Raw genomic sequence first — 25,803 nt, 5'->3', positions numbered from 1 at the left:
GCGGCCCCGCTCGAAAAATAACCGCCCCGTTGGTGCGACTTAACACTTATTTGCAGCCAGATGTTCAGCGAACCCTAAGGCGCGAGGCCATACCTGCCAGCCAGGGTGTCACCAGCGGCCACAGCAGTGCGGTGGTGAGTGCCGGCCACAGGAACGTAAGCCCGGGCACCGTCTTTCCGGCGAGACCATGCACCCAGTTGCCCAGCAGCTGGTTGATACCAGCCAGAACGAACACCCACATCAATTGCTGGCCGGGGTTGAATGCGCGGGTGCGGCGGTATGTCAGCAGACTGAAGTAGGCGATCACTCCGAGGGACAGGGCATGGGCGCCCAGAACCGAACCGGTTACCAAATCCTCCAGCAGTCCCATCAGCCAGGCAAACCCCACCCCCAGATTTTCCGGCATGCGCGTGATCCAGAAAATGACCAGCAGGGCACAAAAGGAGGGGCGGAACCACAGCCAGTTGGTCGGCAGCGGCATCACCGCCAGCAACAGGGCGACGATAAACGTCAGCAGGATGAACCAGCGGTTGTGGGCTTCCATGATGTCAATCCCGCGCTTCGGCGTTGACACTTTGCGCCGGGTCGGGCTCGTCGCTGCCGATGACCGCGAGCACAAACCGGCTGCGGTTCATCAGTCCGCGCGGTTGCACCTCCACGTCGGCAAAGGCCTTGCCCGGATCTCGTTTGACCGCAATCACCTCACCCACCGGATAACCCGCCGGGAAGCGGCCGCCAAGGCCAGAACTCAACAGCAGGTCCCCCTCGCGAATGTCGCTGGTGTTGGCAAGGTGGCGCAGTTTGAGACGGTACAGATCGCCGGTACCCTCAGCCACTGCGCGCAGGCTGTTGCGCAGTACCTGTACCGGCAGCGCGTGGTTGGCGTCGGTGATCAGCAGTACCCGGCTGGAGAAAAGCCCCGCTTCAATCACCTGTCCGAGCAGGCCGCTGGCATCCATGATCGCAGTGCCATCGCGAATGCCGTCATTGCGGCCCTTGTCGATAATCAGGACATGCTCGAGCGGGTCCGGAGAAACGCCAATCACCTGAGCCACCAGCACTCGCTGGTCCACGCTCTCGGCGGAGTTCATCAGCTCTTTTAACTGGGTGTTCTCCGCACGCACGGCGGCGAGCAGCTGAGTCTGCTGCTCCAGGAGCATGACCTGATGCTTGAGACGGCTGTTTTCTTCCAACAGCTCTTCGCGGGTGCGCAGCTGGTCTTCCGCCCAGTCGCCCACACGGGACGGTGTTCCGGTAATCCAGTAGAAAGGCGCCGCGAGGCTGGAAAGGCGCTCGCGCACGGGGTCCAGCCAATCGGTGTAGAGATTGACGAGAATCAACGCAGTCGCGGCCAACCCCAACACCACGATGCGGGATTCCGGCGAAGGACCTCGGGTAAATAGCGGTTTAATGGGCAGCTCCCATCGACCTGTTCAGCAGCGATGTCGTAAAAGATGTTGTTATAAGCTGAGGCGCCAGATCCATGCGCGGTGATGCGGCGGCACTCGCTTCTCCCTGAGCGCCGCCAGAGCAGACAAAAATCCGGCCAGGAGGCCCGATCAAGCCTCCCCCGTTCAGTTGGTGACCAGGTACAGGCGGCTCTTGTCCATCATATCCAGGGCCTTGCCGCCTCCACGGGCGACACAAGTCAGCGGGTCGTCGGCGACGATCACCGGCAAACCGGATTCTTCCATCAGCAGACGGTCCAGGTCGCGCAGCAGCGCGCCGCCGCCAGTCAACACCATACCGCGCTCGGCGATATCGGACGCCAGTTCGGGGGGAGATTGCTCCAGCGCGCTCTTCACCGCCTGCACGATACCGGTGAGAGGCTCCTGCAATGCCTCCAGGATTTCATCGCTGTTCAGGGTAAAGCTGCGCGGCACCCCTTCTGCCAGATTGCGTCCGCGCACGTCGATCTCGCGCACCTCGCTGCCCGCGTAGGCGCAGCCAATTTCTTCCTTGATGCGTTCCGCGGTGGCATCGCCAATCACACTGCCGTAGTTGCGGCGCACATAGTTGACGATGGCCTCATCAAAACGGTCGCCGCCGATGCGCACGGAGTCGGAATAGACCACCCCGTTCAGGGAGATGATGGCGATTTCCGTGGTACCGCCACCGATATCCACCACCATGGAACCACTGGCTTCTTCCACCTTGATACCGGCGCCGATGGCCGCAGCCATCGGCTCTTCGATCAGCCACACCTCACGGGCACCGGCACCGAGGGCGGATTCACGAATCGCGCGGCGCTCAACCTCAGTGGACTGGCAGGGTACACACACAAGAACCCGGGGGCTCGGGCGCATCCAGCTGTTCTCATGCACTTTCTTGATGAAATGCTGCAGCATTTTTTCGGTGACCTGGAAATCGGCGATCACGCCGTCTTTCATCGGCCGGATGGCGGTAATGTTACCCGGTGTGCGGCCGAGCATACGCTTGGCCTCCACACCCACGGCTTCCACTATTTTGGTGCCGTTGTAGTGGCGGATGGCAACAACAGAGGGTTCGTCGAGGACTACGCCGCGATCGCGCACGTAGATCAGCGTGTTGGCAGTGCCCAGGTCGATGGAAAGATCACTGGAGAACATGCCCCGCAAACGTTTAAACATGGAGTTCGATTACCTTAATTCTGATGTACAACACCTGAAGCACAATCGGGTTCAGGTGCCGTAGAGCGCGGACACACGGCCCAATAGCGCTCCCGGCGGGGAAAGCGTTACAGGGTAGTTAGTCAGCGCAAATAAATCTGTGTTCCGGGCAGCGTTTTCGCCCGATCTTCGTCAAATAGGCCTGCGGCGAGAGACCCCTGGCCAGAATCGGCAAACTCTAACAACGGCGCCGGTTCAGAGCAAGGATGAATAATCACCACCCCTGTATTTCCACAGTTCTGTAAGGCGTTTAATAGGATGCGAAGGTGACGATGCCGGGTGCGGCCTGGTGAGACCTTCGAAAACATGGATGTTTTCGCAGAGCCCCCATGGGCCGAAGGCGCCGCGAGTGCACGGAGCGGCCGGGCTGGGTTTAGGGGGGGGGCGCCTAGCTCGTGTCTCACCAGGCCGTACCCGGCAGCGGCACCGCCACAGACGTTCTACATAGTTCACTAACCAGAGCTTTCGGCTGCCCACACAAACCATCTCGGGAGATTCCCCCGCAGATATGTTAAATTTGCGCCCTTCTTTTCCACCGGCCACCCGCACCCGGGCGCGGCCGTATGTAAGCCTTTGAGAAGCTGGAGTCTCTATCCCCATGGCCGTGGACGCGCAAACCGTTGAAAAGCTGGCCGAACTGGCCCGCATCGCCATATCCAAAGAAACCATCGACGACGTCAGCAGCCGCCTTGGCGACGTGCTGCAACTGGTTGACCAGCTGCAGGCCGTCAACACCGACGGCGTAGAGCCCATGGCTCACCCGCTGGACGAAGTGCAGGTGCTGCGCCGCGATCAGGTCACAGAACCCAACCGCCGCGAAGAATTCCTCGCCCTCGCGCCCCAGACCGAAGCCGGCCTCTACCTGGTACCGAAAGTCATCGATTGACCCAGCGGCCGCAAGCGAATACAGAATAGACAAGAAACCGGATTTCCCATGCATCAGTTGACCATCGCCGAGATTATCCGAGGCCTGCGCGACAGGCAGTTCTCCAGTGTCGAGATCACCAGTCACCTGCTGGAGCGCATCCAGCAGCTGGACAGCCAGTTCAACAGCTTTATCACCGTCACTGGCGAACAGGCCATCCAACAGGCCGCCGCCGCCGACGCGCGCCTCGCCCAGGGCAATGCCCCCGCCCTGTGCGGTGTACCCATCGCCCACAAGGATATTTTCTGCACCAACGGCGTCCGCACCAGCTGCGCCTCGAAAATGCTCGACAACTTCGTACCACCTTACGATGCCACCGTGGTGGACAACTTCCTGCAGGCGGGCGCAGTGAGCCTGGGTAAAACCAACATGGACGAGTTCGCCATGGGCTCATCCAACGAATCCAGCTACTACGGTGCGGTGAAAAACCCATGGGATGTGGAACGCATTCCCGGCGGCTCCTCCGGCGGTTCAGCGGCCGCGGTGGCCGCACAGCTGGTACCCGCCACCACCGCCTCCGACACCGGTGGCTCCATCCGCCAGCCCGCGGCCATGACCGGCACCACCGGTCTGAAACCCACCTATGGTCGTGTATCCCGCTGGGGCATGATCGCGTTCGCGTCCAGCCTCGACCAGGGCGGGCCTATCGCACGCACCGCGGAAGACGCTGCGCTGATGCTGTCGGTGATGGCCGGCCCGGATACAAAAGACTCCACCTGCCTGGACCGCCCGACGCAGGACTACACCGCCAACCTCAACGAATCCATTTCCGGCCTGAAAATCGGCGTGCCCAGCGAGTACTTCGGCGAAGGCCTCGACAGTGAAGTGGGCGCGCGGGTGCAGGAAGCGCTGAAGGAATATGAAAAACTCGGCGCCGAGCTGGTGGAAATCAGCCTTCCACACAGCAAACTCGCGGTGCCAGCCTACTACGTCATTGCGCCGGCGGAGGCTTCCGCCAATCTGTCTCGCTTTGACGGCGTGCGCTACGGCTACCGCTGCGAAAACCCCGCGGATCTCCGCGACCTGTACATGCGCTCCCGCGGTGAAGGCTTCGGCGAGGAAGTGAAGCGCCGCATTCTCGTTGGCAGCTATGCGCTGTCCGCCGGTTATTACGATGCCTATTACAACAAGGCCCAACAGGTGCGCCGCCTGATCAAGCAGGATTTTGTCGACGCCTTTCAGAAAGTGGACGTCATCATGGGCCCCACGGCACCGAACCCCGCGTTCAAGCTGGGGGAAAAAAATGCCGACCCCGTGGCCATGTACCTGGAAGACATCTACACCATCGCCACCAACCTCGCCGGCCTGCCCGGCATGTCCATCCCCTGCGGTTTTGCCCACGGCCTGCCCGTCGGCCTGCAGCTCATTGGCAATTACCTGGACGAGGCGCGCATGCTCAACATTGCGCACCAGTTCCAGCAGGCCAGTGACTGGCACCAGAAAATCGCCCCGGCAGCACAATAAGGAGACATGACGTGGAATGGGAAGTCGTCATCGGGTTGGAAGTTCACGTGCAACTGGCCACCCAATCTAAAATTTTCTCCGGCGCCAGCACCGCGTTTGGTGCCGAGCCCAACACCCAGGCCTGTGCCATCGACCTCGCCATGCCCGGCACCTTGCCGGTGCCAAATGAAGAGGCCTTCCGCTATGCGGTGATGTTCGGCCTGGCGATGAACGCGGAGATCGGCAAGCGCTCGGTGTTCGAGCGCAAAAACTATTTCTATCCGGACTTACCCAAGGGGTACCAGACCACCCAGCTGGAGCAACCGATCGTCGGCGCGGGCCAGATCGAGATTCATCTGGAAGACGGCAGCAGCAAGACCGTGCGCCTGCACCACGCGCATCTGGAAGAGGACGCTGGTAAATCTTTACATGAAGCTGTTTTTGATTCTGGTCATGGCATGTCCGGCATCGACCTGAACCGCGCCGGCACACCGCTGATCGAAATCGTATCTGAACCGGATATGCGCAGCGCCGCCGAGGCCGTCGCCTATCTGAAAAAGATCCACAGCATCGTCACCTACCTGGGCATTTCCGACGGCGACATGTCTCAGGGTTCACTGCGCTGCGACGCCAACGTTTCGGTGCGCCTGAAAGGCGAAGAGGAGCTTGGCACCCGCGCCGAGATCAAGAACCTGAACTCCTTCCGTTTCATCGAGAAAGCGATCAAAGTCGAAGCCCAGCGCCAGATCGACCTGATCGAGGACGGCGGCAAAGTCGTGCAGGAAACCCGCCTGTACGACGCCGACAAAAACGAAACCCGCTCCATGCGCAGCAAGGAAGTAGCCAACGATTACCGCTACTTCCCCTGCCCGGACCTGTTGCCGGTAGTATTGTCCGATGAATATATCGAGCAGATTCGCGCAGAGCTGCCGGAATTGCCGGACGCAAAGTGCGCGCGTTTTGAAAGCGAGTACGGCCTCTCCGCCTACGACGCGGACCAGCTGACACAGGAGCGTGCCACTGCGGATTATTTCGAGCAGGTGGCGACAAAATCCGGTGAGCCCAAGCTGGCGGCGAACTGGGTCATGGGCGAGCTGGCGGCCCTGCTGAACCGCGAGGATAAATCCATCGTGGATTCTCCGGTGCCTGCCGAGCACCTTGCGAGCCTGATCGCACGTATCAAGGACAATACCATTTCGTCCAAGATCGCCAAGCAGGTATTCGAGGCGATGGCGAATGGTGAGGGAGATGCGGATACGGTAATTGAAGCCAAGGGTCTGAAGCAGGTTACTGACACCGGTGCCATTGAAAAGCTGGTGGACGACGTGCTCGCTGCGAATGGTGCCCAGGTGGAAAACTACCGCAGCGCCGACCCGGACAAGCGCCCGAAAATGATGGGCTTCTTTGTGGGGCAGATCATGAAAGCCTCCAAAGGGCAGGCGAATCCGCAGATGATTAATGAGATTCTGCAGCAGAAATTGAATGCACTGCTGTAAGTGCTGTTAGTTGCCGGGCCCATTTTTAAGCTGGCCCGGTGGCGGGTGGGCACCGGGGAGAGCTTTTCGAAACCGCTGTGAATACGTCCCTGTACGCTGCGTCGCAAACATCCCTGTTTGCGACGCTTTCGAAAAGCTCTCCCCGGCACCCACCCTTCAATTTGAACAAATGCACTCCGCACAAGTCCTTAGAACAAACTGAACTCCGATGGGAAGGCGATGTTGCCGGGATTTGTTTGCGAAACCTTCTAAAACAGGGATGTTTTAGAAGAGCCCCCAGGGATGGGTTCACGGCGTGTTTCGCAAACAAATACCGGCGGCAGCGCCGCCACCAATCACGCCGAATACGGCCGGAAGTGGCACTAGCAACCAAGCAAGAACAGACCACGAAAGGAACAAAAAAGTGAGCCTGAAAAAAGACAAACAAAAAGTCCTCGGTGAAATCTTCGACGACGAGCGTATCGCCGGTTTTCTGGAGGGCGATGCACCCGAGGGATTCAACCGGGAATTCTTTCTGCTGGAGCGGGCCTACCGCGGCATGAAAGCAGAGAACTTTGAAACCTTCGTCCGCCTGTTCAAGCAACAGGGGCTGGACCTGAACAGCCAGAGCCCCGAAGGCCAGACACTGCTAGAGCGCATCCGCGAACACGAACAAAGCACTGAGTACGCCGAAATCCTGAAAAACGCTGGAGCACAGTAACACCATGACCTCCAACCCGGCCCACGGCGCACACGCACTGATCCGGGGGGCGCAGCTGCTCACCCGCAAAGAGCTGCGCCCATTCATCATCATCCCCCTGCTCATCAACCTCGTGCTGTTCATCGCACTGGGCATATTGATGATCAGCCAGTTCGACGACCTCGGCCGCTACATCGGCAGCCTGTTGTCCGACACCCCCGTCGACACATCCAACATGTCCTGGTGGCGCGCCATACTCGCCAAAGGCGCCGACTGGGCCGCGGGCGTGTTCCAGTGGTTGGCATGGCTCATCGCCATCGCCGTAGTGTTGCTGTTTTTCCTCGTCTACGGCTACCTGTTCGCCATCATCACCAACATCATCGCCGCACCATTCAATGGCTACCTCGCGGAAAAAGTCGAGGAACTCCTCACCGGCCACCCCCCACCCGCAGAAGCCCTGCACAGCATGGTGCTCCGCACGCTCGGGCGCGAAATGCGCAAGCTCATGTACTTTCTCGGCTGGGGTATCGTCATCTTTATCGTCGCCCTACTCACCAGCTGGACCGTCTTCATCCCCGCCATCGTCACCGCGCTGTGGGGCGCCTGGTGCATGGCGATCCAATATGTGGACTATCCGCTCGACAACCATCAGCGCTCGTTCAGCGAACTGAAGCGCGTACTGATGCGCAAGAAGCTCACCACGCTCGGTTTCGGCGGCAGTGTCATGCTCGCGAAGATGGTTCCCATATTGAATATTTTCGTAATGCCGGCCGCAGTCGCCGGCGGCACCGCCTTGTGGGTGGAGAGAATCTGGACCGAAGGTGATCCCGGCAAAGGCCCCAATGGCACCGGTGCAACGCCAGTGCCGCCCGCCGCAGGGAAAAAATGGCCAAAAGGTATCAGTGGTCCGGAAAAATAAATTCAACGGCAGCCCGTCGCGGCGGCCGGTTCAACCGACCATTTCGCCCGGCAGGGCGAGCTGGCGCAAGCCGACCGTGGCAATGCGCGAACCGACCATCTGATGGATGTGCAATAGCAAGCCACTGTGAGTCACGGTGGCGTCCACTTCCGGCGCCGTGTGCAGGTGTTCGCGCAGGAACTCATCCAGAGTTTGCGTCGCCGGCCCGTGCAGGGTGATACCAAAAGAGTTCTGAATGTCCTCGAGCCGGGTGCCGCCCTTCAAGCGAAGCTCCGCGTCGCCAAGCGACGGCTCATCGGGCGTGGAACTGCTGGAAAACACCCGGTCCACAAAGGCTCGACTGTGTGGCTTCAGCACCACAAACAGGTGATCCCCACCGTGCAGCAGCGTCGATCCCCGCGGCGGAATTACGTTCTTGGCACGGGTGATCATTGCGACCACGGTGTCTTCCGGCAGTGCCATTTGTGACAGCCGCCGCCCCACTGCCCGCGCATCGCTCCCCAGGGTGTACTCGACAATGTCCGCATCCACATCTTCCAGGGTGGTGATGTTCAACGTGGCTGCTGGTGTGGGCGGCGGCGGCTCGGTCAGACCGAGACGCCGCGCCACCAGTGGCAGAGTGGAACCCTGAATCGTTGCCGAAATCAAGACCACGAAAAAAACCACATTGAAGATCAATCCGGCATCCGGCAAACCGAACATGAGTGGAAAGATGGCGAGAATGATGGGTACGGAACCGCGCAGCCCCACCCAGGAAACCAGTGCCATCTCGCGCAGATTGAATCCGAATGGCGCGAGCACCGGCATTACCGCCAGTGGTCGCGCAATCAGGATAAGCGCCGCGGCGATGGCGAGCCCCTCCCACCAGACGTCCAGCAGCGAACTTGGGGTCACCAGCAGCCCCAGAATGGCGAACATGGTGATCTGCCCGAGCCATGCGAGCCCATCATTGAACAGCATGGTGCCGCGCTGGAACACAAAGCGGCTGTTGCCGATCACCACGCCGGCTACGAATATCGCCAGAAAACCACTGCCGCCCAGATTGGCGGCAATGCCGAACGCGAGCAGGCCACAGGCGGTAACCATGACGGGATACAGACCCGACGCCTGCAGACGTATCCGATTGATGATGCGCACCGATATCCAGCCGACCGACAACCCGACCGCGGCCCCCACCCCCATCTGCACCACGAGCAGCATCAGCAGGCCGCTGCCGGGTTTCAGGTCATTGACCAGAATCTCCAGCAGGCCGACGGTAAGGAAAATGGCCATGGGATCGTTCGACGCACTTTCGATTTCCAGGGTCGATTTCAGGCGCTGGTTGACGTGGACACCGGCATTGCGCAGCAGTGAAAACACCGCTGCCGCATCGGTTGAGCCCACGATCGCACCGATCAGCAGGCCCTCCATCAACGAGAGGTCCAGCATGTAGGACGCCGCCAATCCGGTGATTACCGCCGTTACCAGTACACCGACGGTAGCCAGCAGCGATGCAGGCTTCCACACCTGACGGATGGAGCTGAATGGCGTTTGCAGGCCGCCATCAAAAAGAATCAGCGCAAGCGCGAGCGTCCCCAGCGCGTGCGCCGCCTCGGCATTGTCAAAGGCGATTCTGCCGATGCCATCCTCCCCGGCGAGCATGCCCACCATGAGAAACAGCACCAGCAGTGGCAACCCGAGCCGCGCGGAAAGTTTGCTGGATACCACACCGAGCAAAATCAATACGGAAAACAGGAGTATCAGTTGATCGATCAGGAACATAGGATCTCGCGATGACTGGCAAAACAGGCGCTGCTGGCGAAGTTGATCGGGGCTGAAAACGGGGGAAATTGAAATGGAGAGCCGGCGTGGAGCCGGCATCCAATGAAACGGGCTCCATTGCGGAGCGCCAACGGTCTATTTCCCGGGCCGTGGAACCACTAAGGGTTAACGGCGTGGGCGGCCGCCACCGCGATGCCCGCCGCGATTGCCTCCGCGGTTCCTGTCCCCACGATCCCCACTGCTGTACTTCACATCCACCTTCGGCGGTTCCACCAGTAACTCCTCCGGCGGTACTTCACATTTCAGCTTGTTGCCGAGCAGGGCCTCAATGGGTTCCAGACGCATCGCATCGTCTTCACAGGCGAAGCTAATGGACGTGCCACTTTTGCCGGCGCGACCGGTGCGGCCGATGCGGTGTACATAGTCTTCCGGCTCTTCCGGCAATGTGTAATTCACCACGTGACTGATGCCGTCGATGTGAATGCCGCGGCCGGCCACGTCGGTGGCCACCAGCACCTTGGATTTGCCGGACTTGAAATCGTCCAGTGTGCGCACGCGCTTGTTCTGCGCCACCTCGCCGGAAAGCAGCCCCGCATTGATGCCGTGGGCCAGCAGGTGCTCGTGCAACCGGCGGCACTGGTCGCGGCGGTTGGCGAACACGATCAGGCTCTCCACTTCTTCCTTCTGCACGATGTTGTACAGCAGCGGATACTTCTCCTCACCGGACACCAGATACACGTGCTGGGTAACGGTATCCGTTGCCACGCGCTCCGGCTGGATTTCAACGATCACCGGCTCCGAAGTCCACTGTTCCACCAGATCGTCCACTTCCGGTGTGAAGGTGGCGGAAAAGAACATGGTCTGGCGATGGGTCTTGCGTGGGGTCTGACGCACGATGCGGCGCACCTGGGGGATAAAGCCCATGTCGAGCATGCGATCCGCCTCGTCGATCACCAGGATTTCCGTCTGGTCGAGGAAACAGTCGCGGTTGCTGACAAAGTCCAGCAGGCGTCCGGGGGTGGCTACGAGGATATCCACCAACCGCTCGTTCAGGGCTTTCTGCTGTTTCTGGTAATCCATGCCACCCACCAGGGTGTGGACTTCCAGGTCGGTGTATTTGCACAGGTTCTTGGCGTCGTCGGCGATCTGCATCACCAGCTCGCGGGTCGGCGCGATGATCAGCGCGCGGGCCTCACCGGCGTAGCGCTCGCCGTCGAAGGGGTGCTTGAGCAGGTCGTCGATGACGGTGATCAGGAAGGCCGCGGTCTTGCCGGTACCGGTCTGCGCCTTGCCCACCAGATCGTGACCGTTCAGGGTGTGCGGGAGCGACCGGCCCTGGATCGGCGAACAGTACTGATAGCCCAGGTCGGCAATGGCGTGCATCAGCGGCAGCGGCAGGTCCAGGTCGTGAAAGCGGACCTTGCCCTCCTGCTCCGGCACCTGGAATTCGTCCAGGCTCCACGGTTTCTGCGCTGCCTGTTTGCGCGGGGAGTCCTTGCGAGCGCGCGCCTTCTTCGGCGATTCGTTTGCGGGCGATTCACTCCCCGCAGACTGGGACTCGTCATTCGTGCCGGGTTTTTGACCGCCCTTCTCGTTCCTGCCACCGCGGCGACGGTTGCGCTGGCGACCGCCACCAGACTGCTCCTCACGCTCGTGGCGGGGTTTTTCTACCCCGGTTTCGGCCGTCTTCTTGCCCTCGGTTGTGGGCTGAGACTTGTCTGTGGAACGACGGAAAAACTTACCTATCAACGGATTGCTCGCTCAAGTGTGCAAAGGTCCAGCAAGTGTGGGCCTGAGTGCCGCGAGAGTCAGGAGTGCGACCCGGGCGGCATGGGTTAAATAATCGGCGAGTATATCATCTATATGCCGAAAGAGAGGTAGCAGCGACTTCAGCGCTCACTCCGGCACGAACCCGCGCCGGCGGGCAATCCAGTAATCCAGGCTCACGTAGCGCCCGCCGCCGCCAAACAGCAGCGCCAACAGCATGGCGAAGTAAGTGGCCGCAAACTCGATCCCATTCTTGAGCACGGTGAAGCTGCCAGCCTCGGTGAGCCAGCGGTAATCGCCGTGGGCCTTGAGGATTTCCACCGCCTTGTCGCGGCGCTCAAGCCCCTCGCCGATCAGATCCCGGCGCCACTCCCAGGGCATGGTCAAGGTCTGTTCCGGCAGCGCGTGCCAGCCGTACTGCCAGTGGGCACTTACCGCCGCCACCGCCATGGTGACGAGCAGCGGTATCGCCGCGAGCCGCACCCCCAGCCCAAGAATCAGCGCTATACCTCCGAGGAACTCCGTCAACGCCGCCAGCCACGCCAACAGCATCGGCGCAGGTAGCCCGAGCCCCCAGTCGGGATTGCCGAACCAGGCTGCCACGTCACCGATGCCGCCGAGCTTGTTCAGACCCGCAAGCACAAAAATGGGCCCCAGAAACAACCGCAGAGCCAACATCCCGAGCCCGTCGAACGGACGTAAGACCCGCAGAAAACGCCGGTAAATCTGATTGAACCCGCTGCCTGCGCCCGCCATAATCCGCTCCCGACAATTCACGCACCCGTTGCCCCACTTTCCGACTGATCCGGAACAGGCACCTACACTCCAGCCTGAGCCACTTCCGACCAGTTTAGCCAGCTGTACAGATTCTCCGATGCCAAAGCTCTACAAACGCGCTACAGCCACCGAGCTGCGCCACCTGACCAAACTCGGCGGGCCACTGGTGGTCAGCAATCTGGCGGTAGTGAGCATGGGGGTTACCGACACCATCGTTGCCGGCCAGTCCGGCGAGTTGAATCTTGCGGGGCTCGCACTCGGCTCCAGTATCTGGGCGGTGTGTGCCGTCACCCTGATTGGCATGCTGGCGGCGGTTTCCCCAGTGGTCGCCAATTTGCGCGGAGCGCGGGATGAGGCCGGCTGCGCGCGGCAGATGCGCCAGTCGGTGTGGATTGCACTGACTGGCGGACTGCTGGTGGCGGCGGCTCTGTTAGCGGCCCCACTGTGGAGTCAGTGGATCCAGACCGAGGAGCCGGTGCGTCGGGTAATGGTGCAGTACCTGCAGGCGCTGGCGATTGGTACCCTGCCCTTTGCCATCGGCAGTGCATTGCGCGGCTATTGCGAGGGCATGGCACAGGTGCGCCCGGTGATGCGGATCTACCTCGCCGCCGCGGTACTGAACGTTCCTCTGGATGTGCTGTTCGTATTTGGCTGGGGGCCAATTCCAGCGATGGGCGGCGCCGGCTGTGGCTTTGCCACCAGCATCGTGTGCTGGTGTATCGCCATTGCGCTCTACTGGCACGCGGGCCGCGACCCGGCGTACCGCGCTCTCGACCTGAAGCTGCGGCCACCGCGCCCGCACTGGCCCACCCTCAAACACCTGCTGGCGGTAGGCATGCCCATCTGCATCGGCGCCGCCAGCGAAGTGACCTTCTTCGCCAGTCTCACTCTGTTGCTCGCATCCTATGGCGCCACGATCGTCGCTGCGCATCAGATCGGCCTCAGCATCGGCTCCGTTTTCTATCTCGTCGCCCTGGCCCTGGCGCAGGCGGTCAGTATCCGCACCGCGCAGGTGCTCGGGCAGAACCGCCCCAAACGCGCACGCTTTGTCAGCGCGGTGGGTGTCGGCAGTGGCTTCGCCTACGCTCTGCTCACCGGTGCCATCCTGATCGGCTTTCGCGACCTGCTGGTGCTCGCGTACACCAGCAATCCGGACATCATCGCCGTGGCGAGAAACCTGTTACTGCTCGCCGCGGCATTCCAACTGGTGGACGTGACCCAGGCCATGGCGGCGGGCGCGCTGCGCGGCTATCGCGATACACGGGTGCCGATGTATCTGCAGTTGTTCTCCTACTGGGTAGTTGGGCTCGCCAGTGCCTGGTGGATTGGAGAGCATTTATGGGGGGTTTACGGCTACTGGGTCGGGATCTGCATCGGGCTCGGCACCGCCGCTGTACTACTGTTGCTACGCCTGTGGCGTACCTGCGGGCGCCAACTGGACAAGCGCCCGGCAACCGGTGAGGATGAGCCCCGTCTGAACTGATCCCGCCGCCGGCCCCGGATACCGTCGCAAATTCGCCAAGTAACGCGCAATGCCGCGGGAACCCTTTGGCTATACTCGCGCTCTCAGCCCCGGACATCAGAATCTACCGTTTTTCCCCACTGGAGTGTTTCATGCGCCGCCGCTCTCTGAGCCTAACCCTGATTGTTTCCCTCGCCAGTTTTTGCACGGTGTACACCTCCCCGATGCACGCGGAGGACGCCGTTGCACCAGAGGATGTCGCGGCGCCACCCCCGGAAACGTCCTCCGTCGAGGAACCGGTGTCCGCCGCGCAGATCAGCACTGACGCGAAAACCGATGAGGACAAGAGCGAAGAGCCTAAAAAACCGGCCATGCCCCAGGCCAAGAGTATCGAGCTGGACAAGCCCGTCAGTGAACAGGAGCTGGTGGCTCCGCCCATCGAGCAGCCCGCACCGGCAGCGGAACCCGCGGCAGAAACAACCCCAAAACCCGCCCCGGAAACCGCCAGCAGCCCGGCACCGGAAGAGACTCAGCAGGAGCCGGCCGCCCCGATTGGCCGCCCGCTGCAGCTGCTCGGGGCCGAGGTGCCACCGGCCACATCCACCCGCCTGGCCTGGTCCCCCAGCCAGCATTTTGAAGGCGTCTACAGCGCGACACCGGTACTCGTGGTCAACGGCGCGGAACCCGGCCCAACGCTGTGTCTCACCGCGGCACTGCACGGCGATGAGCTGAACGGCATCGAGACCGTGCGCCGGGTGATGTACAACCTCGATCCAAAAACCTTGAAAGGCGCGGTGATCGGCGTGCCCATCGTGAACCTCCAGGGCTTCCATCGCGGCTCCCGCTATCTCACCGACCGCCGCGATCTGAACCGCCACTTCCCCGGCGACAAGCGCGGCTCGTCCGCCTCGCGCATCGCGCGCTCGTTTTTCAACGAGGTGGTCGTGCACTGTAATGCCATCGTCGATCTGCACACCGGCTCCTTCTACCGCACCAACTTGCCGCAGCTGCGCGGCGACCTCACCGACCCCAAGGTGGTGAAGCTGACCAAAGGGTTCGGTTCCACCGTGGTGCTACACAGTAAGGGCGCCAAGGGCACCTTGCGGCGCGAAGCGGTAGAGGCGGGCATCCCTACCGTCACTCTGGAAGCCGGCGCACCGATGGTGCTGGATGAACCCTCGGTGAGTCACAGCGTGAAAGGCATCCGCACCCTGCTCAATCAACTGGGCATGGTGAGCAAGTTCCGCCTGTGGGGCGAACCGGAACCGGTGTACTACAACTCCACCTGGCAGCGCGCCACCACCGGCGGCATCATTTTCAGTAAGGTGAAGCTGGGGCAGACGGTGAGCAAGGGCGACCTGCTGGGCACCGTCACCAACCCGATCACCAATGTCCGCAAAGAAATCCGCTCCCAGTACAACGGGCGCATTCTGGGGATGGCGATGGACCAGGTGGTACAGCCGGGATTTGCCGCCTACCACATCGGCATTCAGGCACCGCAGGAGCAGATCAGCCCGCCGGCGGAAGTGACTGCGGAACCGGCACCTGAGACACCGGCAACGGCTGAGGGAGCACTATCAGGGCCAGCAGCGGACAGGGATGATTCGGTGGATGAGCCGGCGACGGACGTCCCAGTGCAGTCCGCAGAGGAACCGCTGCAGAATTCGGAGGACGATGAGGGACGGGAGGAAGATTGAACGCCCGGAACAGCGCCCCGGCTGAACGCCGGGGCCTGATGTAGGGGCTTGCGGATTATTCGCTGTCCACTGCCGGTGGGAAGATCGCGAAATATGGCAACAGAACGTCGTCAATGGCCGTGGAAATACTCAAAAAGTCCCCCCCGGCATAAATACTGCTCTCGCTAGCCGACAGGGCGTTGACGTAATGATTCACCATCACGTCCCAGTCCCGCACACTGCCATCAGCAATATCAATTGCTACCATACCACCGCGTAGCTTCCCTTCCATACCGAGGACCTGCCCCCCCACGTACAGGGTGTCTCCGGCAAGCGCCAGGGCTTTGACCTTACCGCTCATTGACACCCTCCAATCCTGCAGACTGTCATCGTTGATATCGATCGCCGCCAGGTAAGGGGCCCACGGTTTGCCCTCCTCCTTAATCCGCCCTGCCACATACAAGGTGTCATTCCGCTGCGCAAGAGAAGAGACTGTTCCATTGGCCCCCGGATTCCAGTCCCGCACGCTGCCGTCGACGGTATCGATTGCCGCCAGCCCCTCGCGCGGCAGGCCACCGGCCTCATTGAAAACGCCCCCCACGTACAGGGTGTCCGCAACCGGAAGGAGTGTATAAACAATATCGTCAGCGCCCGGGTTCCAGTCAATCAGGCGGCCATCGCGCGTGTCAATCGCCGCCAGGCGATGGCGCGACTGCCCTCCGACCTCGGTAAACCACCCACCCAAATACAAGGTGTCGCCCGCCAGTGCGAGGACTTCGATCGCACTGTCAATCTCCCCCGGATTCCAGTCCCGCACACTGCCGTCACGGGTATCGACAGCCGCCAGTGTCTCGCGGAGCTGCCCGCCAATCTCGTGAAAGCCACCCGCCACATACAGGGTATCGTCTGTCACTGCGAGAGCTGTGACAAAGCGATCGGCTCCCGGATTCCAGTCCCGCAGACTACCGTCAGCATTGACGGCTGCCAGATGACTACGGGGAACCCCCCCAAAACTGCTGAAGCTCCCTCCCGCGTAGATGGTATCTCCAGACACCGCAAGCGTGTTGACAGGACCGCCCGCACCCGGATTCCAGTCGCGCAGACTGCCATCACCGATATCGACAGCGAGCAAGTTGTGGCGCGATTCCTCGTCAACCTCATCGAAAGACCCTCCCGCGTACACGGTGTCGCCCGCCACTGCGAGGGAATAGACGAAGCCACCAACGAACGGCATCCAATTGCGCAGACTGCCGTCATTGGCATCTATAGCCGCCAGACGAAAGCGAAATGTGTCGTCGATACTGGTGAACAACCCACCTGCATACAGGGTGTCGCCCACCAGTACAATGGCGCTGACGCTACTACTGGCTGCCGGATTCCAGTCCCGCAGGCTGCCATCCGCGGTATCGACGGCCGCCAAGCGACTGCGGGGCTGCCCGCCCATGTTGGTGAAGTTGCCCGCTACGTACAGAGTATCGCCCCCCAGCGCAAGGCTACTGACAGAGGCATCAGCCCCAGGATTCCAGTCCCGCAGGCTGCCATCGCTAATATTGATGGCCGCCAGATTACCCCGCGCTTGCCCAGCGACGCTGCTGAAATTTCCTCCCACGTAAAGAACGTCCCCCGCCGCAGCCAGGGTTTTGACGGTGCCTCCGACACCCGGGTTCCAGTCCCGCACGCTGCCGTCGCGGATATCGATGGCCGCCAGCTTCTCGCGCGGCTGCCCCCCGACCGAGGTAAACGGCCCTCCTACGTACAAGGTGTTCCCCACCAACAGAAGAGCATCGACCCCACCGCTGGCATTCGGGTTCCAATCCCCAAGAGTACCGTCGGCACGGATATGGGCCAGATTGTTACGTGCTTCGTCACCCACCGTGGTAAAAATACCGCCGATATAAAATCCCCCGGCACCGTCGGGGACCGCGGCGTTGACGGCAAGATTCACGGTGGAAAAGGCTTTGGCATGGCCGCTCTCTTTGTCGATCGGCACCCCGTGGCCACTGCGCACACCGAAGCGGTTAAAATACCCGCCCATATAAGCGATGCCGGCACTGTCGTGAGTGACGGCGAGAACGTCGCTATTCGGCACCAGCCGATCCGGCCGCACACCGGCTTCTTTGGAGAACGCATTGTCTCCCTCAGCCACGGATTCCAGGCGGAACCAATAATTCTGCCCGTTCTCCAGACCAGTTAGCCGGTACGGCGACTCAGCGCCCACGACCATGGTTCCGCCCGGACAGCTTGCATAGTTTTCGGGATCACAGCCCGGGGCTGTGGCGTAATACAGGTTGTAACTCTGCGCCCCCGTGTCGTCCCAGGCCAGGGTGACCGCCTGAGAATCCGGCTCGGCCCTGAGCACAGCGGCGACAGCCGGAGCGGGTAGCTCGCCACCGGAGCTGGAGGAACTGCTGCCGGAGCCGGACGAGCTGCTGGAGCTTGAGGAACTACTGCTGGAGCTGGAAGAACTGCTACTGGAGCTGGAAGAGCTGCTGCTGGAACTGGAGGAGCCGCTACTGGAACCGCCGCCGCTGCCGGAGCCGCCTCCATCCCCGGAGTTGCCGCCACTTCCGCCCCCACCGCAAGCCGCCAGCGTCGCACTCAGCAGTACAATCGCCAGTTTACCCGCAGTATGACGCCATAAATCCTTTGTCCATTGGTGAACTAAAATCATCATTGAATCCTTGTAATCACTTTACGCACACATCCCGTGCGGTAGCGGCGCGCATTTTATTACGCTTACAAAGGCAGACGTTCATTGTTGCGCCAGAATGCCCAAGCGGAAGTTGTAATTGCCAAGTGCATCAACTTTATCGCCCGGTGCGCCGGATCTGAGGCCAATAGCAACGCGGGCCACAGGTATCACAACCGCAACAGGTTATCGCTGTGGGGCAGGAGGAGGACCGAAGTCTCAGAGTTTCGGAGGCGACACCCGATCAATAATCGGCGTGGGATCAAAATGCAGCGGCTCCGGCTGCAGGGTGATGTGATCGATATCGAAACGCTGGTGCAGGGTTTTGCGCAAGCGCTCCAGTACTCTGGGCCAGGCGATGAGGTCTTCCACCACGATATGCGCGGATAGGGAAACAGACCTGCTGTCGAGCCGCCAGATATGCAGGTCGTGCACCGACTTCACGCCCTCCACCGCCGCCATGGTCTCCCCCACTATCGGCAGGCTGAGTTCCCGCGGCACCCGCTGCATCAGCACATCCACCGCATCCCGCAGCAGTTTCAGGCTGGAAAACAGAATCAGCACGCAGATCAGTACCGACAGCAGCGGATCGATGGGCGTCCAGCCGGTGAAATAGATCACTGCACCCGCCACCAGCGCCGCTACCGACCCCAAAAGATCGCCCATCACATGCAGCAACGCGCCGCGGATATTCAGAGTCTGCTCACCGCGGTGCAGCACCCAGGCCACCGCAATATTGACCAGCAGGCCGATGGCGGCGATCAGCATCACCATACCGCCCTGTACCGGTTGCGGTGCGCGCAGACGGTCGAAGGCCGCAATGCTAATACCGATCACGATCACCAGCATGAGTACCGCATTGACCAGCGCCGCCAGCACTTCCGCGCGCCCCCAGCCGAAGGACATTTCGCGGCTGGCGGGCTTGCGCGCGAGCAGCGCGGCAACGGCACCGAGGGCGAGGGAGAAGGAATCCGTAACCATGTGCCCGGCGTCGCCTAGCAGTGCGAGGGAACCGGAAATCCAGCCGCCGATGGCTTCCACCATGGCGAATACGAGTGTGATAACGAGGCCCCAGACAAGGGGTTTCAGGTGGTCGCTACCGTGATGGTGATGAGCGTGGTCGTGCATGGATTCCCTCCCGCAAAAAATCGCACGCCTGTAGGAGCCTGCCTGCAGGCGAATGGATCGGGCTCCGGACAGTTCGCTTGCAGGCAAGCTCCTACAGGTGGGCGCCGGAAAATCGTCCCAGAGTGATACGTTCCCGCCCGGCATAGTCAAGACGGGTTTCCACTTCAGAATATCCACGTTCACTGAAAATGTTTCGCACCGCTTTGCCCTGATCCCAACCGTGCTCGACGGCCAGCAGACCGCCGGCGGTGAGATGCGCGCGCGCCGCCGACGCAATCTCACGGATATCCGCGAGCCCCGCCTCTTCCGCCACCAGTGCCGACAGCGGTTCGAAACGCACGTCGCCTTCACGCAGATGCGGATCCTTTGGATCAATATAGGGCGGGTTGCTGACGATCACATCAAAGGTGCGTTCGGCCAGCGCCGCAAACCAGTCGCTTTGCAGAATTTCCACATTGGAGAATCCGAGCTGCTGGCGGTTCTCTTCCGCCAGCGCAACCGCCGCCGGCATACGGTCGACAGCCGTGATCTGCCAGTGCGGCTTTTCGCCGGCAAGCGCAAGCGCAATGGCGCCGGTGCCGGTGCCGAGATCCAGCAATCGCAATGGTTCCGGCGGGCACAGCGCCAGTACCGCTTCCACCAGCACTTCGGTATCCGGGCGCGGGATCAGGGTGGCGCGATTGACCTTCAGCGGCAGCGACCAGAACTCCCGTGTCCCCGTGAGGTGAGCCACCGGTTCGCCGGCTATACGGCGCTTCAGCAGGCGCTCGAACTGCGCCTGCTGGACCTCGTCGAGCGGGTGCTCCGGCCAGGTGTAGAGCCAGGCTCGGGACTTGCCCAGCAGATGGCAGAGCAACACCTCCAGATCCAGCCTGGGGCTGTCGCTTTCCGTCAGTTCCGACGCCCGCAGCAGATTGTCCTTCACTGTGGCCATGAAGTCAGTGTTGCCCCAATGCCGCCAGCTGGTCGGCCTGGTACTCATTGCGCAGCGCGCCGATAACCTCATCCAGCGAGCCTTGCATCACTTCGTCCAGCTTGTACAGGGTAAGACCGATGCGGTGATCGGTGAGGCGCCCCTGCGGGAAGTTGTAGGTGCGGATGCGCTCGGAGCGGTCGCCGCTGCCCACCAGGTTGCGGCGCGCATCGGAGATTTCCTGGGCGGCGGCGGATTCCTGGGCGCTGTTCAGTTTGGCCTGCAACAGGGCCATCGCCTTGGCGCGGTTCTTGTGCTGGGAGCGCTCATCCTGGCACTCCACCACGATGCCGGTGGGAATATGGGTGAGGCGCACCGCGGAGTCTGTCTTATTCACGTGCTGCCCGCCGGCGCCGGAGGCCCGGTAGGTATCCACGCGCAGGTCCGCCTTGTTGATCTCGATGGCGTCGCGTTCGTCCGGCTCCGGCATCACCGCCACGGTACAGGCGGAGGTATGGATGCGCCCCTGGGATTCGGTTTCCGGCACCCGCTGCACGCGGTGCGCGCCGGACTCGAACTTGAGCCGCGCGTACACATCCTCACCCACCACACGGGTGATGATTTCCTTGTAACCGCCGTGTTCACCGGGGTTCTCGCTAATCACCTCGATGCGCCAGCCCTGCTTCTCCCCATAGCGGGAGTACATGCGGAACAGGTCACCGGAGAAGATCGCGGCCTCGTCGCCGCCGGTGCCGGCGCGGATTTCCAGGTAGACGTTCTTGCGGTCATTCGGGTCCCGTGGCAGCAGCAGGGTCTGCAGCTCTTTTTCCAGCGGCTCAAGCTGGGCCTCCGCCGCACGCAGTTCCTCCTGAGCCATCTGGCGCAGGTCCGCGTCGCTGTCGTTGAGCATTTCCCGCGCGGTGACCATGTCGTCCTGCAGGGTTTTGAAGCGCTGGTAGCACTTCACCACCTCTTCGAGTTCCGCGTATTCCCGTGACAGGTCGCGGAACCGGTCCTGATCGCTGATGGTTTCCGCATCCCCCAACAGGGCGGAAACCTCCTCGTGGCGCTCTACTAGGTGGTCGAGTTTCTGTTGTACCGAAGCTTTCATTACTTGAGATTCTTCTTCTCCGGCGCGGCGGCCGAATGGTGCATGTCCTGCCCGGATGCGTCCGGCTGCAGGCCTATGATTTCCCGCGCGATGCGCAGCCGTTCCAGGTCACCGTCGGCGGTGGCCTGACGCAGGGCCACGGTGGGTGCGTGGATCAGTTTGTTGGTGAGGGTGCGCGCCATCTGCTCCAGCAGTTGCTCCGGGTCACCGCCAGCGCGCAGTTGGATCAGCGCTTTTTGCAGCTCGTCCTTACTCACGGCCTGGGCCTGCTGACGGTAGCTGCGAATGGAGTCCACCGCCTGCAGACTGCGCTGTTCGCGCATGAAGGCCTGCGCCGCGGCATCGACAATATGGTGCGCCGCCTCCGCCGCCTGCTCGCGCAGGCGCTTGCCTTCGTCAATCACGCCGCGCAGGTCGTCGACGGTATACAGGTAAACGTCGTCCAGTTTCGCCACCTGCGGCTCGATATCCCGCGGCACGGCAATATCCACCATGAACATGGGGCGGTGGCGACGCTGCTTGAGCGCTGTTTCCACCGCGCCCTTGCCGAGAATCGGCAGTTGGCTGGCGGTGGAGCTGATAAGGATGTCGGCGCGCGGCAGGTACTCGGGTATGTCCGCCAGCAAAATCGCTTCGGCACCGAAATTCTCCGCCAGCGACTGGGCCCGGCTCAGGGTTCGGTTGGCGACGATCAGTTTCTTGACACCCTTGTCCAGCAAATGCCGGGCCACCAGTTCGATGGTGTCGCCGGCGCCGATCAGCAGTGCCGTCTGCTGACCGAGATCGGTGAAGATGCGCGATGCCAGCGATACCGCGGCGTAGGCAACGGATACCGGGTTCTCGCCAATTGCGGTTTCGGTACGCACTTTTTTCGCCACCGAAAACACCTGCTGGAATACGTTGTGCAGAGTCGAGCCAACGCTGCCAGACTCCCGCGCCACGGCGTAGGCGGACTTCATCTGCCCGAGAATCTGCGGTTCGCCGAGAACCAGTGAGTCGAGTCCGCAAGCCACCCGCATCATGTGGCGCACTGCCAGCTCGTCGGTGAACTGATAGTGGCAACCGGATAACTGCTCCAGTGGCACACTGTGATACTGGGAGATCCACGCCAACAGCAGCTCCGGAGCAACGTCACCGTAGATCTCGGTGCGGTTGCAGGTAGACAGGATCGCCAGCTCGCGGCATTCCAGGGCCGTGCGGGCTTCGGCCAGAGCGCTGGGCATCACTTCAGGGGCGAAGGCCACCCGCTCGCGCACGGCCACCGGCGCGCTGTCGTGATTGATTCCCAGGGCAATGATTGACATCGGTTCTCGTCATCTCTTGGGGCGCCCAGTGCGCCCTTTGCGGCGGGCAGCAGACCCACAGCTGGCTGAATTGGCCGCACATTGTCCGGGCCTGCAGGGCGGGGTGCAAGCGGTATCAACCTATTCACCTGATAGCCAGTTTCCGCCAGTGCCGCGGGCAAAACGGGTTGCGCCGAGGCGCAGAAGGCCGCGTTGGCTGTCGCCCATTCCTTTTTGTGCTTCGGCACACCGCTCCGCACCGCGATTCGACGCACTGGGGTTTAAATAGGTGCTGACTTTGCCGGAGGGGCCAGGCGGCGGCCAACAGGGGCTGAATTGGGAACTAGAATTATACGGCGATAACCCGGAAAAATACGCCAACAGACGCCCCATCACCCGGACAGGCCTGGCGCCAGTAACGCCGCCACACCTTCGCCCAGCGGCTCGGATCCACCGCTGGTAGTAACGCCCAAGGTTGGCAGATGGACGGCGCGAACGTACGGACACGTTTCTATGCAGCTTTTCTTTGCAGCTCTTTTCCCCAGCAGGCCTGCGCACGTGTTGTGCACCACCCGCACCCCAGGTGCGAATGCGGGAAGCGGACAGCCTCCCCGGTCTGTATATCCACACCGGATGCAACGGCACAGCCAGCGGCTGGCGGCGGCGATCTCTGTTGCGGTGTTGTGCGCCTGCGCCCAACAGCCGCCGCAGCCGGGCGCAGTAGACGCACCCATCGCCTTCGAGCAGGGTGCCGACAATCGCGACACCAGCCAGGAAAGGCGAGAAGCGCGGAGTGGCGATACCGCTGCGGCGACAGCGCAGGCGGACGACGAAACACCGGAAGATAACGTCAAGCCTTTCCCCATCGAAACCTTTTACACCCTGTTGGTGGCGGAAGTGGCGGGTAATCGCGAGCAGTATGATCTGGCGCTCGCCAATTACTACTTCCAGGCTGAACACACCAAGGATGCGGGTGTCGCCGCACGCGCCACCCGCATCGCACGCTTTCTGAACGCCCGCCGCGCCGCGCTGCGCTCGGCACAGCTGTGGGTAGAGCTGGAACCGGACAACCCGGAAGCCCAGCTCGTGGCCACTGCCGAATTGACCCTGGCCGGCGAACTGGACAACGCCCTGCACCACGCGGAGCGCGCATTGGAACTGGGCGGCGATGCACCACTGCAGTCTGTCGCCGCCACCGCTGTCGACAACGAGGAGCTGGCGGCGAAAGTGCTGCCGGAGTTCCTGCGTCTCTCGCAAAAATATCCGGAAAACACAGAAGCATCTCTCGCACTCGCGATGCTGTTACGAGCCAACAAAAAACACGAAGAAGCCCTGCGTGTCACTCGCCAGGTACAGGAACGGGACCCGTCGCTGCTGGATGCCCCGCTACTGGAGTCACACATCCTTATAGATATGGGGCGCGAAAAAGAGGCGCGCAAACTACTGGAAAACCTCGTCGCTCTCTATCCCAAAGAGAGCCGCCTGCGTCTGCAATATGCGCGCCTTCTGATACGCGACGACCTGGAGCTCGCCCAGCAACAGTTCATCGAACTGGTAAAGCAACGCCCCAACGACGGCAACCTGATGCTGTCTCTGGCGCTGATCCAGTATGAAACCAAACAGTACGACCAGGCCAAACCCCTGCTTGAGAAACTGCTGACGCTTCAAGAGCACGAATCCGCAGCACATTTCTATCTCGCGGGAATCGCCAAACACAGTGGCGACACCAAACAGGCGGTGACCCATTACCGCATGGTCCGCCCCGGCGGTGACTATGTGCAGGCCATCACTCAGGGTACCGAGCTGCTGACCGGCAATGGCAACCTCACCGAAGCCCACGAGTGGTTCGAGGAACTGCGCCAACGCCACACGGGACAGCAGGAACAGTTTTACCTGCTGCAGACGGAACTCTTTACCAAGCACGGCTACCTGAAGGAAGCGCAATCACTGCTTGCGGAAGCCATCAAAGCCAACGAAGACAGCAACCGCCTGATCTACGCCCACGCCATGACCAGCGAACAGCTCGGCGATATTGAAAACTTTGAACTGGGTCTGCGCAAATTGTTGTCCCGCGACCCGGATAATGCGAACCTCCTGAACACGTTGGGTTACAAACTGCTTTCCTACGACGACCGTCTCGACGAAGCGCTGGTATTGATTACCAAAGCGCTGGACCTGAGCCCGGACGACCCGGCCATAATCGACAGTATGGGCTGGGCTCATCACCGCCTCGGCAACCACCGCGAGGCAGTGAAATACCTGCAGAAAGCCCTGGCAATGCTCCAGGATCACGAAATCGCCGCCCACCTGGGGGAAGCCCTGTGGGCGCTGGGCGAACGCCAGCAGGCGATGCAGGTATGGGAGCAGGGATTGCAACTAAACCCGGAAAGCAAACTTATTCCAGAGGCCATGCAACGGCTGCAGGATCAACAAAGACTGGAACAGCATGTTACGGAAAGCTGAAGTTCTCTCTCTGCCCCATTTTTTTACACCGACGCAATACGCACAAAAGCTGATGGCCGCGCTGCTATTACTGTTGCTGGCGGCATGCAGCGCGCAAAAACCGCAGCCCCAGCAGCCACCCGCCCAAACCGCGCAGGCGCAATCCGCTGCGGCACTGCAACGCTGGGAAGCCAAAGGCAAACTCGGTGTGCGCTCGCCGAAGGAAAATGGCAGCGCCAACCTCACCTGGCAACAGGCCAGCGGCAACTACCGCATTCATCTCAGCGGCCCACTGGGTGCCGGCGCCACAATGATCAGCGGATCTCCCACTGGCGTCAGTCTGCAGCGCGGTAACGATCCGGCAGTGTTTGCCTCTAACCCGGCACAACTGACGGAAGAAATCATGGGCTGGCCGCTGCCGGTGTCGGAAATGTTTTACTGGGTGCGCGGCCTTGTCGCACCTGGCGCGGTTAGCGGTGAGCAGAGAAACGCCCAGGGCCAGCTGTTGAGATTACAGCAGGCTGGATGGCAACTGGATTTTGGCGGTTACCAGTCCGTGGGTCCCTACCAGCTTCCCACCCGCATTAAGGCCGCCACCAACCAGGCCGCAGGACCGGTCAGTGTGACCGTGGTGATCAAGGAGTGGGAGCCAAAGTGAGGCTCCCGCGACGCTTGTAGACCCAT

Annotated in this window: 20 protein-coding genes; 9 read left to right on the top strand and 11 right to left on the bottom strand. The window is 61.5% G+C overall.

The window, feature by feature from the left end:
- Window positions 1–64 precede the first annotated feature (64 nt).
- From mreD to FDY93_RS01645, 3 genes are all read right to left on the bottom strand, one after another.
- The gene (mreD, locus tag FDY93_RS01655; protein WP_138234009.1) at window positions 65–544 is read right to left on the bottom strand and encodes a rod shape-determining protein MreD; all 480 of its coding nucleotides are present in this window, start codon (window positions 542–544) and stop codon (window positions 65–67) included.
- A 4-nt stretch (window positions 545–548) separates the two neighbouring features.
- Window positions 549–1,412 carry a rod shape-determining protein MreC gene (gene mreC, locus FDY93_RS01650; RefSeq protein WP_138234008.1) on the bottom strand — a complete coding sequence of 288 codons (864 nt, stop codon included), beginning with the start codon at window positions 1,410–1,412 and terminating at the stop codon, window positions 549–551.
- A gap of 162 nt (window positions 1,413–1,574) precedes the next feature.
- Window positions 1,575–2,609, bottom strand: a complete 1,035-nt coding sequence (locus tag FDY93_RS01645; protein ID WP_138234007.1) for a rod shape-determining protein — start codon at window positions 2,607–2,609, stop codon at window positions 1,575–1,577.
- A gap of 637 nt (window positions 2,610–3,246) precedes the next feature.
- On the opposite strand from FDY93_RS01645, the gene gatC reads away from it, so the two are divergent.
- From gatC to cysZ, 5 genes are all read left to right on the top strand, one after another.
- Window positions 3,247–3,534 (top strand): Asp-tRNA(Asn)/Glu-tRNA(Gln) amidotransferase subunit GatC, encoded by a 288-nt coding sequence (gatC, locus tag FDY93_RS01640; RefSeq protein ID WP_105103605.1) that lies wholly within the window; start codon window positions 3,247–3,249, stop codon window positions 3,532–3,534.
- A gap of 48 nt (window positions 3,535–3,582) precedes the next feature.
- The gene (gene gatA, locus FDY93_RS01635; protein ID WP_138234006.1) at window positions 3,583–5,037 is read left to right on the top strand and encodes an Asp-tRNA(Asn)/Glu-tRNA(Gln) amidotransferase subunit GatA; all 1,455 of its coding nucleotides are present in this window, start codon (window positions 3,583–3,585) and stop codon (window positions 5,035–5,037) included.
- An 11-nt stretch (window positions 5,038–5,048) separates the two neighbouring features.
- Entirely contained in the window at window positions 5,049–6,512 is a 1,464-nt protein-coding gene (gatB, locus tag FDY93_RS01630) for an Asp-tRNA(Asn)/Glu-tRNA(Gln) amidotransferase subunit GatB (protein ID WP_246068416.1), read from the top strand.
- 403 nt (window positions 6,513–6,915) lie between these two features.
- Window positions 6,916–7,212 (top strand): PA4642 family protein, encoded by a 297-nt coding sequence (locus tag FDY93_RS01625; protein ID WP_138234004.1) that lies wholly within the window; start codon window positions 6,916–6,918, stop codon window positions 7,210–7,212.
- Window positions 7,213–7,216: 4 nt separating this feature from the next.
- On the top strand, window positions 7,217–8,110 hold the full coding sequence (cysZ, locus tag FDY93_RS01620; protein WP_138234003.1) for a sulfate transporter CysZ: 894 nt from the start codon (window positions 7,217–7,219) through the stop codon (window positions 8,108–8,110).
- 30 nt (window positions 8,111–8,140) lie between these two features.
- On the opposite strand, the gene FDY93_RS01615 is transcribed toward cysZ, so the two are convergent.
- From FDY93_RS01615 to FDY93_RS01605, 3 genes are all read right to left on the bottom strand, one after another.
- Complete coding sequence (locus FDY93_RS01615) at window positions 8,141–9,871, bottom strand: potassium/proton antiporter (protein WP_138234002.1); 1,731 nt, start codon at window positions 9,869–9,871, stop codon at window positions 8,141–8,143.
- 165 nt (window positions 9,872–10,036) lie between these two features.
- Window positions 10,037–11,620, bottom strand: coding sequence for an ATP-dependent RNA helicase RhlB (gene rhlB, locus FDY93_RS01610; protein ID WP_246068415.1), 1,584 nt, complete (start codon window positions 11,618–11,620; stop codon window positions 10,037–10,039).
- A 147-nt stretch (window positions 11,621–11,767) separates the two neighbouring features.
- The gene (locus tag FDY93_RS01605) at window positions 11,768–12,394 is read right to left on the bottom strand and encodes an HvfX family Cu-binding RiPP maturation protein (RefSeq protein WP_138234001.1); all 627 of its coding nucleotides are present in this window, start codon (window positions 12,392–12,394) and stop codon (window positions 11,768–11,770) included.
- Window positions 12,395–12,512: 118 nt separating this feature from the next.
- On the opposite strand from FDY93_RS01605, the gene FDY93_RS01600 reads away from it, so the two are divergent.
- The gene (locus FDY93_RS01600) at window positions 12,513–13,898 is read left to right on the top strand and encodes an MATE family efflux transporter (protein WP_138234000.1); all 1,386 of its coding nucleotides are present in this window, start codon (window positions 12,513–12,515) and stop codon (window positions 13,896–13,898) included.
- 131 nt (window positions 13,899–14,029) lie between these two features.
- Entirely contained in the window at window positions 14,030–15,574 is a 1,545-nt protein-coding gene (locus tag FDY93_RS01595; protein WP_138233999.1) for a succinylglutamate desuccinylase/aspartoacylase family protein, read from the top strand.
- A 55-nt stretch (window positions 15,575–15,629) separates the two neighbouring features.
- Here FDY93_RS01595 and FDY93_RS01590 read toward each other — a convergent pair whose 3' ends face one another.
- The 5 genes from FDY93_RS01590 to hemA form a co-directional block, all read right to left on the bottom strand.
- Entirely contained in the window at window positions 15,630–18,224 is a 2,595-nt protein-coding gene (locus tag FDY93_RS01590) for a PQQ-like beta-propeller repeat protein (protein WP_220446076.1), read from the bottom strand.
- Window positions 18,225–18,461: 237 nt separating this feature from the next.
- Window positions 18,462–19,370: a cation diffusion facilitator family transporter gene (locus FDY93_RS01585; RefSeq protein WP_138233997.1), complete on the bottom strand. Its 909-nt coding sequence runs from the start codon at window positions 19,368–19,370 to the stop codon at window positions 18,462–18,464.
- 91 nt (window positions 19,371–19,461) lie between these two features.
- Window positions 19,462–20,304, bottom strand: a complete 843-nt coding sequence (gene prmC, locus FDY93_RS01580) for a peptide chain release factor N(5)-glutamine methyltransferase (RefSeq protein ID WP_138233996.1) — start codon at window positions 20,302–20,304, stop codon at window positions 19,462–19,464.
- 4 nt (window positions 20,305–20,308) lie between these two features.
- Window positions 20,309–21,394: a peptide chain release factor 1 gene (gene prfA, locus FDY93_RS01575; RefSeq protein WP_138233995.1), complete on the bottom strand. Its 1,086-nt coding sequence runs from the start codon at window positions 21,392–21,394 to the stop codon at window positions 20,309–20,311.
- The gene (gene hemA / locus FDY93_RS01570) at window positions 21,394–22,698 is read right to left on the bottom strand and encodes a glutamyl-tRNA reductase (RefSeq protein WP_138233994.1); all 1,305 of its coding nucleotides are present in this window, start codon (window positions 22,696–22,698) and stop codon (window positions 21,394–21,396) included. Before hemA ends, prfA begins: the two co-directional genes overlap by 1 nt.
- A gap of 612 nt (window positions 22,699–23,310) precedes the next feature.
- Here hemA and FDY93_RS01565 point away from each other — a divergent pair.
- Window positions 23,311–25,140, top strand: a complete 1,830-nt coding sequence (locus FDY93_RS01565; protein ID WP_246068414.1) for a tetratricopeptide repeat protein — start codon at window positions 23,311–23,313, stop codon at window positions 25,138–25,140.
- Complete coding sequence (gene lolB / locus FDY93_RS01560) at window positions 25,124–25,777, top strand: lipoprotein insertase outer membrane protein LolB (protein ID WP_138233993.1); 654 nt, start codon at window positions 25,124–25,126, stop codon at window positions 25,775–25,777. Before FDY93_RS01565 ends, lolB begins: the two co-directional genes overlap by 17 nt.
- Window positions 25,778–25,803: the final 26 nt, after the last annotated feature.

It is taken from the genome of Microbulbifer harenosus (assembly GCF_005771435.1).
Lineage (GTDB): Bacteria > Pseudomonadota > Gammaproteobacteria > Pseudomonadales > Cellvibrionaceae > Microbulbifer > Microbulbifer harenosus.
This window is presented reverse-complemented; position numbering and strand designations above follow the sequence as displayed.

Bases quoted from the DNA above. Each gene is read 5' to 3' on its own strand.
- FDY93_RS01615 (WP_138234002.1), bottom strand. From the start codon at position 9,871: ATGTTCCTGATCGATCAACTGATACTCCTGTTTTCCGTATTGATTTTG.
- FDY93_RS01600 (WP_138234000.1), top strand. From the start codon at position 12,513: ATGCCAAAGCTCTACAAACGCGCTACAGCCACCGAGCTGCGCCACCTG.
- FDY93_RS01645 (WP_138234007.1), bottom strand. From the start codon at position 2,609: ATGTTTAAACGTTTGCGGGGCATGTTCTCCAGTGATCTTTCCATCGAC.
- FDY93_RS01590 (WP_220446076.1), bottom strand. From the start codon at position 18,224: ATGATTTTAGTTCACCAATGGACAAAGGATTTATGGCGTCATACTGCG.
- mreD (WP_138234009.1), bottom strand. From the start codon at position 544: ATGGAAGCCCACAACCGCTGGTTCATCCTGCTGACGTTTATCGTCGCC.
- FDY93_RS01595 (WP_138233999.1), top strand. From the start codon at position 14,030: ATGCGCCGCCGCTCTCTGAGCCTAACCCTGATTGTTTCCCTCGCCAGT.
- prmC (WP_138233996.1), bottom strand. From the start codon at position 20,304: ATGGCCACAGTGAAGGACAATCTGCTGCGGGCGTCGGAACTGACGGAA.
- hemA (WP_138233994.1), bottom strand. From the start codon at position 22,698: ATGTCAATCATTGCCCTGGGAATCAATCACGACAGCGCGCCGGTGGCC.
- FDY93_RS01565 (WP_246068414.1), top strand. From the start codon at position 23,311: ATGCAACGGCACAGCCAGCGGCTGGCGGCGGCGATCTCTGTTGCGGTG.
- lolB (WP_138233993.1), top strand. From the start codon at position 25,124: ATGTTACGGAAAGCTGAAGTTCTCTCTCTGCCCCATTTTTTTACACCG.
- gatC (WP_105103605.1), top strand. From the start codon at position 3,247: ATGGCCGTGGACGCGCAAACCGTTGAAAAGCTGGCCGAACTGGCCCGC.
- cysZ (WP_138234003.1), top strand. From the start codon at position 7,217: ATGACCTCCAACCCGGCCCACGGCGCACACGCACTGATCCGGGGGGCG.
- gatA (WP_138234006.1), top strand. From the start codon at position 3,583: ATGCATCAGTTGACCATCGCCGAGATTATCCGAGGCCTGCGCGACAGG.
- prfA (WP_138233995.1), bottom strand. From the start codon at position 21,394: ATGAAAGCTTCGGTACAACAGAAACTCGACCACCTAGTAGAGCGCCAC.
- FDY93_RS01585 (WP_138233997.1), bottom strand. From the start codon at position 19,370: ATGCACGACCACGCTCATCACCATCACGGTAGCGACCACCTGAAACCC.
- FDY93_RS01605 (WP_138234001.1), bottom strand. From the start codon at position 12,394: ATGGCGGGCGCAGGCAGCGGGTTCAATCAGATTTACCGGCGTTTTCTG.